The 11494-nt window shown below is 65.3% G+C and carries 9 protein-coding genes; 5 read left to right on the top strand and 4 right to left on the bottom strand.

All coding sequences use genetic code 11. From position 1 onward, the window contains the following. Positions 1-179: 179 nt before the first annotated feature. Entirely contained in the window at positions 180-1832 is a 1653-nt protein-coding gene (locus ACVOLV_RS20980; protein WP_481556053.1) for a M28 family metallopeptidase, read from the top strand. Positions 1833-1922: 90 nt separating this feature from the next. Here ACVOLV_RS20980 and ACVOLV_RS20975 read toward each other — a convergent pair whose 3' ends face one another. After that, positions 1923-3257 (bottom strand): MFS transporter, encoded by a 1335-nt coding sequence (locus ACVOLV_RS20975; protein ID WP_481556052.1) that lies wholly within the window; start codon positions 3255-3257, stop codon positions 1923-1925. 199 nt (positions 3258-3456) lie between these two features. Here ACVOLV_RS20975 and yedA point away from each other — a divergent pair, with 199 nt between their 5' ends. Together yedA and rarD are read left to right on the top strand one after the other, a co-directional pair. Beyond that, complete coding sequence (yedA, locus tag ACVOLV_RS20970) at positions 3457-4359, top strand: drug/metabolite exporter YedA (RefSeq protein ID WP_481556051.1); 903 nt, start codon at positions 3457-3459, stop codon at positions 4357-4359. After that, entirely contained in the window at positions 4356-5267 is a 912-nt protein-coding gene (gene rarD, locus ACVOLV_RS20965; RefSeq protein ID WP_481556050.1) for an EamA family transporter RarD, read from the top strand. Before yedA ends, rarD begins: the two co-directional genes overlap by 4 nt. 115 nt (positions 5268-5382) lie before the next feature. Here rarD and ACVOLV_RS20960 read toward each other — a convergent pair whose 3' ends face one another. From ACVOLV_RS20960 to ACVOLV_RS20950, 3 genes are all read right to left on the bottom strand, one after another. Next, a complete protein-coding gene (locus ACVOLV_RS20960; protein ID WP_481556049.1) occupies positions 5383-5754 on the bottom strand; it encodes a VOC family protein in 372 nt (123 codons plus the stop codon). Between the two features lie 149 nt (positions 5755-5903). Beyond that, the gene (locus tag ACVOLV_RS20955; RefSeq protein ID WP_481556048.1) at positions 5904-7613 is read right to left on the bottom strand and encodes a M28 family metallopeptidase; all 1710 of its coding nucleotides are present in this window, start codon (positions 7611-7613) and stop codon (positions 5904-5906) included. A 61-nt stretch (positions 7614-7674) separates the two neighbouring features. Further along, positions 7675-8328 carry a hypothetical protein gene (locus ACVOLV_RS20950; RefSeq protein WP_481556047.1) on the bottom strand — a complete coding sequence of 218 codons (654 nt, stop codon included), beginning with the start codon at positions 8326-8328 and terminating at the stop codon, positions 7675-7677. 91 nt (positions 8329-8419) lie between these two features. Here ACVOLV_RS20950 and ACVOLV_RS20945 point away from each other — a divergent pair, with 91 nt between their 5' ends. After that, the gene (locus tag ACVOLV_RS20945) at positions 8420-9718 is read left to right on the top strand and encodes a murein hydrolase activator EnvC family protein (protein ID WP_481556046.1); all 1299 of its coding nucleotides are present in this window, start codon (positions 8420-8422) and stop codon (positions 9716-9718) included. Positions 9719-9834: 116 nt separating this feature from the next. Continuing rightward, the gene (locus ACVOLV_RS20940) at positions 9835-11265 is read left to right on the top strand and encodes a S41 family peptidase (RefSeq protein WP_481556045.1); all 1431 of its coding nucleotides are present in this window, start codon (positions 9835-9837) and stop codon (positions 11263-11265) included. Positions 11266-11494: the final 229 nt, after the last annotated feature.

Below are 11494 nucleotides of genomic sequence, written 5' to 3'. Positions count from 1 at the left end.
ATGCTCGGCAAGGGGCTCCACAGGTAAAGCTTCTGCCGAGCATGGCTCGGCACTACCAAGGCCTTCCCGGTAGAACCCCTGCCGAGCATGGCTCGGCACTACAGCGCTGTCGCGCCTACAAGCGCAATGGCGGTTAGAATCTGCCATTCATTCTGTCGTTGGTAGTTGCCGTGAACCCGATGCGCATCCTGCTGCTGTCCTCCTGCCTGTTTGTCGGCGGCATTGCCTCGGCGGCCAATGACCTGCCCGGCGGTGGCATCGATCCGGAAGCACTGTCGCGGCACGTGCGTATCCTCGCCTCGGACGAGTTCGAAGGGCGTGCCCCGGCCTCGGCCGGTGAGCAGCGCACGGTGGACTATCTGGTCGACGAGTTCCGCAAGGCTGGCCTGCAGCCGGGCGGCAAGGACGGCAGTTGGGTGCAGGAAGTACCGCTGGTCCGCGCCACTGTCGACGGCCCGGTACAGGCCAGCCTGAACTTGAACGGCAAGTCGGTGCCGCTGGTCAACGGTGAAGACATCACCCTGCAGAGCCTGAGCCCGTTCGGTGTGGTCGATCAGCAGGATACGCCGCTGGTGTTCATCGGCTACGGCATCTCCGCGCCGGAACGGCATTGGGACGATTACAAGGGGCTGGACCTGAGTGGCAAGATCGCCGTCGTGCTGATCAATGACGCCGACTTCGAGACCGATGCACCGGGCGCCTTCGACGGCAAGGCGGTCACCTATTACGGCCGCTGGACCTATAAATTCGAGGAAGCCGCACGCCGCGGCGCCGAGGGCGTGCTGATCGTGCACGAGACCGCACCTGCCGCCTATCCGTGGGCAACGGTGAAGGCATCAGGCACTTCGCCGCTGTTCGATATCGAACGCAGCCAGGACGAGGCACTGGCCGCGCATACGCCGGTACGCGGCTGGATGCAGCGGGCCCTGGCCGAACGCATCTTCAGCGCTGCCGGGCTGGACTTCGAGGCCGAGAAGCGCAAGGCGATGAAGGCCGACTTCCGTCCTGTTGAGCTCGGCGACGCGAGCCTCACCACCAGCTTCTGGGTCAAGCGCGAGCGCGTGGTCACCCGTAACGTGGTGGCCAAGCTGGAAGGCAGCAGCCATCCGCAGGAATCGGTGATCTTCTCCGCGCACTGGGACGCCTTCGGCATCGGCCAGGCGGACGCTACCGGCCAGACCGTGCGTCACGGTGCCATCGACAACGCCACCGGCGTGGCCTCGGTGCTGGAACTGGGCCGCGTATTCGCCGCCGGCCCGCGTCCGCAGCGTTCGCTGTACTTCATCGCGTTGACGGCTGAAGAGAAGGGCCTGCTTGGGGCCAGCTATTACGCCGCGCACCCGCTGGCACCGCTGGAGACCACCGCGGCGGTATTGAACATCGAGATGTTCAGCCCGGACGGTGAAACCGCCGACATCGCGACCTGGGGCAATGGCCGGGTTTCGCTGGAAGACGATGTGCAGCGCGTTGCACAGGCACGTGGCCGTCGCTGGTCGCCGGATCCGAACCTGGAAGCCGGTTTCTTCTACCGCGCCGACCATTTCGCGTTTGCCCGCAAGGGCGTGCCGGCGATCACCGTCGGTGCAGGCCTGGACAAGCTGGACGGCGGCGTTGCCGCCGGCCGCGCGCTGCGTGATGCCTATTTCGCCAAGTGCTATCACCAGGCCTGCGATGCGTGGTCGCCGCAGTGGGATGCGCGTGGTTTGGCCGCCGATACCTTGCTGGTTTATGACATGGGTCTGGAGCTGGCCAACAGCAGGAAGTGGCCGACCTGGCAGAAGGGCGCGGAGTTCGAGGCTGCGCGTGAAGCGAGTGATTCCGCTCGGCGCTGAGTGATGAGAAGGCCGGCGGACTTGGTCCGCCGGCTTTTTTTTGCCCTCGTCCAAGCCCAAAGCCACGTTGGCTCCATTGGTTGTACTGCCTTACCGCCGCGTACCATCCAACCAGTTCGGCCCCTTGTTCTGCAGAAAGAACACATAGACCACCAGCGACACGGCGATCACCGCAGTAACGTAGATCGCAAACGTATCCACATGCCCGGTCTTCAACGCGCCCTGATAGAGCAGCGGTGCCGTGCCGCCAAACAACGAATTGGCCATCGCATAGCCAAAGCCCACGCCCAGTGCACGCACATGCGTGGGGAACAGCTCGGCTTTCACCACGGCGTTGATCGAGGTGTAACCGGTGAGGATGACGAAGCCGACTGCCAACACCAGGAAGGCCATCAGCGGATCATGCTGCTGTGGCAGCTGGGTGATCATGTACCAGCTGTAGAGCACGCCGCCGACGCCGAAGAACACCAGCAGGCTCTTGCGGCCAACGATGTCCGACAGCCAGCCGCCGACCGGCTGCAGCAGCATCAGGAAGGTGAGTACGCCCAGATTGATCACGGTGCCGGTCATCACATCGTTGCCGGCGAACGCGCTCTGGATCATCTTCGGTCCGTTCACCGAATAGGTGTAGAAGGCGACGGTGCCGCCTGCGGTGATCAGGAAGCACAACAGCAACGGTCGCCATTGATGCACGAATAGCTCGTACATCGAGCCGGAAGCCTTGGCGCGGCCATCCTTCGCTGCTTCGATGGAGTCGGAGGTCAGCGATTCGTCCATGCTCCGGCGCAACCAGAACACCACGATGGCGGCAATGCCGCCGATGCCGAAGGCGATGCGCCAGCCCCAGGCGGAGATCTCGGGTTTGTCCCACCACAACAACATTGCCAGCAGGGTGAGCTGTGCCAGTACGTGGCCGCCGACCAGGGTGACGTAGTGGAACGAGGACAGGAAGCCGCGGCGGCCCGGAATGGCCGCTTCGGACATATAGGTTGCACTGGTGCCGTATTCGCCGCCGGTGGCGAAACCCTGCGCCAGCCGCGCGAACAACAGGATCAGCGCCGCCGCGCCACCGATCTGGGCGGCGGTCGGGGTGATCGCGATCAGGAACGAGCAGGCCGCCATCACCGTCACCGATACCGTCAGTGCGCGGCGTCGGCCATAGCGGTCGGCGAAACGACCGAAGTACCAGGCGCCGATCGGCCGCATCAGGAAGGTGGCGGCGAAGATCGCCCACACGTAGATCGTGGAGTTCTTGTCGGCGGCCGAGAAGAACTGCGACTCGAAGTACACCGCGAACACCGAGTACACATAGACGTCATACCACTCGACCAGATTGCCGGCCGAACCTTTCAAGGTGTTGGAGATGGAGCGACGCAGGGCGGCGCGGTCGGATGCTGCCGGTGCGCTGGCGGTGGAGGTGTTCATGCAGGAGCTGTCCTCGCTTGAGGGGCAATGGCCGGGCGATGCACGCGGTGCTGGCGTGGCGGTTGCCTTCACGCTAGCGCAGACCATGTATGGATGATGTAGGTAAGCTGCCAAACGAATACAGCATGCCGTTTTTCAGACTGATCTCTGTGCCCGGGTGGCCTAGAATTCACCTTCCCCCGAATGGTGGCACCGCCTCATGTCCTCCCCCGTATCCACGCCGGCTGCTCCTCCCAGGGGTGGCCTTGTTGTCTTGGCCTTGTTCCTGGTCTACGTGGTGTGGGGGTCGACCTATCTCGGCATTCATCTCGCGCTGGAAAGCGGGCTGCCGCCGCTGACGGTGATCTCCGGCACGCGCTTCCTGCTCGCCGGCAGCCTGCTGTACGCCTTCCTGCGTTGGCGTGGCGTCGCCGCGCCGACCCGGGCGCAGTGGAAGACGGTGGCGGTGATGGGGGTGTGCCTGCTGTTCCTCGGCAATGGCATGGTGGTGCTGGCCGAACGTGATGTGTCCTCCGGTCTGGCAGCGGTGGCGGTGGCTTCGGTACCGTTGTGGATGGCGCTGTTCTCGGCCATCCGTGGCGAGAGGGCCACGCTGGGCGAATGGCTGGGCATTGCCATTGGTTTTGTCGGTGTGGTCTGGCTCAATGCCGGCAGCAGCCTGACTGCAACGCCGACCGGGCTGATCCTGTTGCTGATCGCACCGCTGGGCTGGGCCGGTGGTTCGATCTGGTCACGAGGGCGCGACCTGCCATCGCCGTTCATGACCGCCGCCGGGCAGATGCTGTGTGGTGGTGTGGTGCTGATCAGCGTCGGCCTGCTGCGCGGCGAGCGCATCAGTGCGCTGCCCAACCTGCAGGGTCTGCTGTCGGTGAGCTACCTGACCGTATTCGGCTCGATCATCGCCTTCACCGCCTATGTGTGGCTGCTGCACAACGTGCGCCCGGTGCTGGCCAGCAGCTATGCCTACGTCAATCCGGTGATTGCCGTGGCGCTGGGCGCGTGGATCGCGCATGAGCGTTTCAGTGTTTCCGATCTTGGCGCGATGGCGGTGATCCTGGCCGGCGTCGTGGTCATCACCCTTGCAAGGCTGCGTCGCGCATGAACAGCAACAGCGAAACCCGTAACGGCCTGTGGGCCACAACCCTGGCCTTCGTCATCTGGGGCCTGTTCCCGCTGTACTGGCACCTGCTCAAGGAGGTGCCGTCGTTCCTGATCATTGCCCACCGCATTGTCTGGAGCGCGGTGCTGCTGGTCGGTGGGCTGGGCATCGTGCGCGGCTGGGGCTGGTTGACCGAGGTATGGGCAACGCCACGGCGGTTCTGGCTGCTGGGGTTGTCCAGTCTGCTGATCGCGTTGAACTGGAGCCTGTATATCTGGGCGGTGAATGCCGGCCACGTGGTCGAAACCAGTCTTGGCTACTTCATCAACCCACTGCTGAGCGTGCTGCTCGGGGTGATGGTGCTCGGTGAGCGGCTCGGCAAGCTGCAGTGGTTGGCGGTGGCGCTGGCGGCGCTGGGCGTGGCCTGGCTGACCTGGCAGAGCGGCCGTCCGCCGTGGATCGCGATTGGCCTGTCCATCACCTTTGGCCTGTATGGCCTGCTGCGCAAGCTGGTGGTTGTCGATGCGGTGAGCGGGCTGGGCGTGGAAAGCCTGTTCATGGTGGCACCGGCGCTGGCTTATGTGATCTGGGCCGAGGCCGGCCATGGCGGCGGTTTCATTTCCGGCTGGGGCGTCGGCAACGACGTGCTGCTGGTGCTGGCCGGTGCGGTCAGCGCGATCCCGCTGATTGCCTTCGCCTTCGGCGTGCGGCGGGTGCCGCTGACCGTGGTCGGCCTGCTGCAGTACATTGCGCCGACCCTGCAGTTCCTGGTCGGTGTGCTGGTGTTCCGCGAAGCCTTCAATGCCAACCAGCTGGTTGGTTTCAGCCTGATCTGGGCTGGCCTGGTGGTATTCGCGGTGGCGGGTGTGCGCAAGGCGCGCATGGCACGTTTGGCCTTGCCGAACGCGTGAACAGTGCTCGCCGTAGCCCGGGTAAGCGCCGCGCCCCCGGGGCTGTTGGCGCATAGGGTAATGACCGCCGTATCTCCTGCTCCCGGGTGCGCTGCGCTTACCCGGGCTACGCCACTCAGCGGTTGATGACGGCTTCGATGCGATGCCCGTCCGGGTCGATCAGGAACGCCGCGTAGTAGTGCGCGCCGTAGTCCGGACGCAGGCCCGGTGCACCGTTGTCGCTGCCGCCGATGGCCAGCGCAGTCGCATGGAAACGGTCAACGGCAGAGCGATCCGGTGCGGCGAAGGCCAGATGAAAGCCCGCACTTGCAGCGCTGGCGTCATCACGCAGCTTCAGGCAGAACAGGTCTTCATCGTCGACGAGGCCATAGCCGATGGCGGTGTCATCTTCGAATACGCGGCGAAAACCCAGCGCGCCCAGCGCGGCATCGTAGAACGCGCCGCTCAGGGCAAGGTCGCGTACCGGGAAGGAAACGTGGTGCAGCATTTCGAGCGACCTGCGGGTTGGCGGGGAAGTGCTGACGTTAGCGGCTCTGCATCAACGTGTCTGCTGCTGATTGGTGCGTAGCGCCGTAACAGGTATCAACCCAAACAAGAACGGCGCCCAAGGGCGCCGTTCTCGCGATCAGCGGCAGCTTACTTGGCCGCGTTGCTGTCCTTGTTCTTCATCATCGCGTCGCGGTTGGCCTTGAACGGGTTGCCTTCGTACCAGTTCGGCCAGGCGTCGCCGCCGGCCAGCTGCTGGCCAACGCCGTACAACAGTTCCAGGTCTTCGACGATGCCGTCGAGCTTCCAGGTGGCCGGATCGTACTCGTCCTTCGGGCCGTGGTAACGGTCCTTGCCATAGCCTTCGGCGGCACGCTTGCCGGCCTCGACGCCGCCGTCGATCAGGTCTTCGCCGCCATCCGCATACAGCGCAGGCACGCCGGCCTTGGCGAAGTTGAAGTGATCGGAGCGGAAGTAGAAGCCGCTCTGCACCGAGCTTTCCGCATGCAGGGTACGGCCCTGCTTGGCGGCCAGCGGCTTGAGCAGGTCTTCCAGCTCGGAGCTGCCGAAGCCGGTGACAGTGAGGTCACGCGCACGGCCATTGACCGACATCGCATCGATGTTGATCACGCCGGCAATCTTGTCCAGCGGGAAGGTCGGGTGGTTCACGTAGTACTGCGAACCGAGCAGGCCCGATTCCTCCAGCGTCACTGCAAGGAACACCACCGAGCGTTCCGGCGGGGTCTGCTGGTGGGCCATCGCATCGGCCACTTCAAGAATGCCGGCCACGCCGGTCGCGTTGTCGACCGCACCGTTGTAGATGTTGTCGCCTTGCTCGCCCTCGTGTTTGCCCAGGTGGTCCCAGTGCGCCATGTACAGCACGGCTTCGTCGGCACGCTTGCTGCCCGGCAGTACGCCGACCACGTTGCGCGACTTCTTCTGCGCGATGGTGCTCTTCAGGTCCAGCGACAGCTGCGCGTTCAACGGTGCCGGCTTGAAGCCACGCTTGCTGGCGTCCTTGTAGGCCTTGTCCAGGTCCAGCCCGGCATCGGCGAACAGCTTGCGTGCGGCCTCGGCGCTGAGCCAGCCCTGTGCCTGCAGGCGCGGCTGGCTGTCTTCTGCTGCGGGCAGGTCGTACTGCGCACCGCCCCAGGAGTTCTTCACCACGTCCCAGCCATAGGAGGCACCAGCGCTGTCGTGCACGATCAGCGCGGCGGCGGCGCCCTTGCGCGCAGCTTCCTCGAACTTGTAGGTCCAGCGCCCGTAATAGGTCATGCGCTTGCCATCGAACAACTTGGCATCGTCGGTGTGGAAGCCGGGGTCGTTGACGAACATCACCACCGTCTTGCCCTTCCAATCCTGGCCGGTGTAGTCGTTCCAGTTCTGCTCGGGTGCATCCACGCCATAACCAACGAAGACCAGATCGCTGTTGTCGATCTTGATTTCCGGCTGGCCGCTGCGGGTGCCGATCACCATGTCGGTGCCAAACACCAGGTCACGGTTGGCGCCGCCCTGCTGGATCTTCAGCACGGTGGCCGGATCTGCCGTGGTTTCGGTCATCGGCACTTCCTGGAACCAGCTGTCGCCGTTGCCCGGCTGCAGGCCGATGCGCTGCATCTGGTCGCGGATGTAGTTGACCGTCAGTTCTTCGCCATTGCTGCCCGGGGCGCGGCCTTCGAATTCATCCGAGGCCAGGGTCTTCACCAGCTCGCCGAAGTCGGCGGCATTGATGCCACCGGCAAAGGTATGCGCCGGCGGCGGTGCAGGGGCGGGCGCGGAGGCCGCCGGTGCCGGTGCCTCCTGCTTGCAGGCGGCCAGCGCCGCGGTCGCGGCCAGGCACAACAACAGTTTGCGTTGCATGAGAACTCCGGATTGCAAGGTCGAACCCGGATTCTAGGCAGGATTGGCCTGCAATGCGCGTTCAGCGTGGCGCGGTTTCACTGTCGAAACGTTGTGGCGTGGCACCGGTCACAGGACCGATCTTCGCCGAGTCGTGTACCAGCAGCACAACCTCGCGCTCGAACACCAGCGAGCCTTCGACCACCGCGTTCGGGCCGATCACGATCCGTGGCTTGCGCGGTGCGGTCAGCGAGATGCCGAACGAGGGACGGTTGACCTTGATGCCGCCTTTGACAACTGAATCGATGCCAACGGTGATGTCGCCGTTGACGGTCTCGATGTCGCCATCCACCTGGGTGGCGACCAGGCCGATGCTGCCGTTGACGGTTTCAACACCACCGCCGATGCGGCCGCCGCGGTCGACGTAGATGCCGCCGTTGACGGTGACCAGGCCACGGCTGATGACCAGGTTGCGGCCCGCGCGGATCGCACCGTTGACGGTTTCGATGTTGCGCGCCTGCACGTTGTCTTCGGTGCGCACGCCGCCATTGACGGTTTCAACGCCACGCGCCTGCACATTGCTGGCCAGCTGGATGCTGCCGTTGACCGTGTCCAGGTCGCCGTAAGTGGTGTTGCTCTGGGTCTGGATGCTGCCGTTGACCTTGCTGATGTCGTCGCTGGCCAGTGCCAGCGGGGCGTTGGCACTCAGCAGCAGGAGCAGAAATAGACGTTTCATGAGATCTCCACTGTGGAAATGTCGATGGACTGGGTGGCATGGCACCACGCTTGGGTACAATCCGCATCTGCCTGAAGTCACTGGAACCTCTTTGCGCCAGCCCAGTCACCAGCCCCGTCCCCATCGGCTTGCGGCCCTGCCGCAGTGGCGTGGCAGTTGCCTGCTGGTCCTGGCCCTGCTGGCCGGGCCGCTGCTGGCGCAGAACAACTCGCGTGATACCGAGAAGAAACTGCAGCAACTGCGCGGCGAGCTCAAGAGCGTGTCGCAGGAGCGGCGCCAGCTGGAAGGGCAGCGTGGTGAAGCCAACCAGCGCCTGCGTGACGCCGACCAGAAGGTCGCCCGCAGTGGCCGTGCGGTGGCCGAGGCTGAGGCCGCCGTGCAGCGGGAGCAGCAGACATTGAGTGCACTGCAGCAGCGCCGAACCACGCTGGAAAGCGGCCTGGCCCAGCAGCGCCAGCAACTGGCAACCTTGCTGCGCGGCGCTTACCAGCTGGGCAACCACGCACCATTGAAGCTGCTGCTGTCGCAGGACACCGTCGCCGATGCCAATCGCGAGCTGGCCTATCACCGCTATCTGCAGCGTGAGCGCGCCCGTGCGATCACCAGTCTGACCACCGACCTGCAGGCGCTGACCAGCACCGAGCAGCAGATCGTCGCCCGTAGCAAGGAACTGGAGCAGGCCCGCGAGCAGCAGCGCCAGCAGGCTGCTGCCCTGGCCCAGGACCGCCGCCAGCGCGCCAGCGTGCTGACCGAGCTGGACAGCCGCTATCAGGATCGCAGCGAGCGCGAGCAGGCGCTGGGCAAGGACGCGCGCGCGCTGGAGCAGGTATTGGCCAGCCTGCGTGCCGCCGCTGCCCGTGCCGAAGCCGAGCGCCGTGCGGCCGCCCGTCGTGCCGCCGAGCAGGCGCGGCAGGCCGCAGCTGCCAACAGCGGCAGCACGCGCAGCCCGGCCCGGGCCACGCCGGGCAAGGTGCCGCCGCGGGTGGTCGCCAACGCGCCGGCACCACGGGTTGGTGGTCTGGGTTGGCCGCTATCGGGCAACCTGCTGGCCCGTTACGGCGGTCGCCTGCCGGATGGCCGCAACAGCGCTGGTGTGCTGATCGGCGCGCCTGCTGGCAGCACCGTGACCGCCGTGGCCGATGGCACGGTGGTGTTCTCCGACTGGATGACCGGCTACGGCATGATCCTGATCGTCGACCACGGCAACGGCTACATGAGCCTGTACGCACACAACGACACCTTGCTGAAGGATGCCGGTGCCACCATCAAGCGCGGCGACGCGGTAGCCAAGGTCGGTAACTCCGGTGGGCAGGGCGTGACCGCGCTGTATTTTGAACTGCGCCGCAACGGCCAGCCGGTGGATCCTGCAACCTGGTTGCAGCGGCAGTAACCCCCGCTGAGTGCTGGCGCAGGCAGCGCCACCGGTTCAACGAGAATTTAGCCGGGCTTCGCGCATAATCGGGACCTGCGTGTTTGCTGCGCACCCGTTTTCTCATGGAGTGGTTCATGCGTGTAGCCCGTCTTGCTGCTGCCCTGCTGTTGGCCCTGTCACCGGCTGTTGCATTGGCCCAGAGCGCCCCGGACAAGGTGTCCAGGGCAGACGATCCCGATGCCAAGGAATCGGTCACCTCACGCGTGCCGCTGGATGAGATACGTCGTTTCGTCGGCGTCTACAACGCCGTGCGCGCGGCCTATGTGGACCCGGTGGATGACAAGAAGCTGATGCAGTCGGCCGTGCGCGGCCTGCTGCTGGAGCTGGACCCGCACAGCACCTACTTCGACAAGGAAGACGCCGAAGCCTTTGACGAGCAGACCAGCGGTGCCTATGAAGGCATCGGTGTGGAGGTGCTGCAGCAGGACAACACCTTGAAGGTGGTATCGCCGATCGACGATACCCCGGCCGCCCGCGCCGGGCTGCAGGCCGGCGACCTGATCGTGGCCATCGACGGCACCCCGATCAATGCCATCGATGCCAGCGAGCCGCTGCGTGGCAAGGCTGGCAGCGCGGTGGTGCTGACCATCGCCCGTGGCGAGCAGAAGCCCTTCGATGTCACCGTGATGCGCGAGACCATCCGCGTCACCAGCGTGCGCAGCAAGATGCTGGAGCCGGGTTATGGCTATATCCGCATCAGCACCTTCCAGGCCGACACCGGCGCTGATTTCCAGAAGCAGTTGAACCAGCTGCAGGCGCAGGCCGGTGGCAAGTTGAAGGGCCTGGTGCTGGACCTGCGCAGCAATCCGGGCGGCCTGCTCACCGCCGCGGTGCAGGTGGCCGATGATCTGCTGGAGAAGGGCGGCATCGTCAGCACCCGCGGCCGCATCTCGATCAGCGATGCCAAGTTCGACGCCACCCCGGGCGACCTGCTCAAGGGCGCACCGCTGGTGGTATTGGCCGACGCCGGCTCGGCCAGCGCCTCGGAAGTGCTGGCCGGCGCGCTGCGTGACAACGGCCGCGCCCGCGTGGTCGGCAGCCGCAGCTTCGGCAAGGGTTCGGTGCAGACCGTGCTGCCGCTGGACAACGGCGACTCGGTCAAGCTGACCACCGCCCGTTACTACACGCCCAGCGGTCGTTCGATCCAGGCCACCGGCATCGTGCCGGATGTGGAACTGATGCCGGATCCGGCCAACACCCCGAACGACCTGCCGGCCAGTCTGAGCGACTACAGCGAAGCCAAGCTGCCGGGCCACCTGCGTGGTGACGACGAAGCGGTTGGCAGCAAGGCCGGCGTGGTGTTGCCGGGCGACGCCCCGATCCAGTCGGCCTTGCAGGAACTCAAGCACCCAGGCTCGGTGGCGGCGGCGCAGGCTGCAGCGGCGGCAAAGGCGAAGCCTGCTGCAGAAGCGAAGCCTGCTGCACCGGCGGAGGCCGCGAAGCCGGCAGAGACCACGAAGCCAGAAGCCAAAGAAAAGCCCGCCGCGGAAGACAAACCCCTGTAGTGCCGAGCCATGCTCGGCAAGGGGCTTTCCCGGGCTATATCGGTGTTCTTGTGGGAGCGGCGTAAGCCGCGAAGCCGATATCAATGAACTGCAGGCAAGCCGGTGACCTGATGGGGCACCGGCTTGGGGGGGGGCCGCCCCGCCCCCCAAAAAAATAAAAGGGGGAAAACCCGACGGTATATAGCGGGCCCCGCGGAAAAGCGCCCCCCCCAGAAACCCAACCCGCACC

Source organism: Stenotrophomonas sp. STEN023, from assembly GCF_056760135.1.
This window is presented reverse-complemented; position numbering and strand designations above follow the sequence as displayed.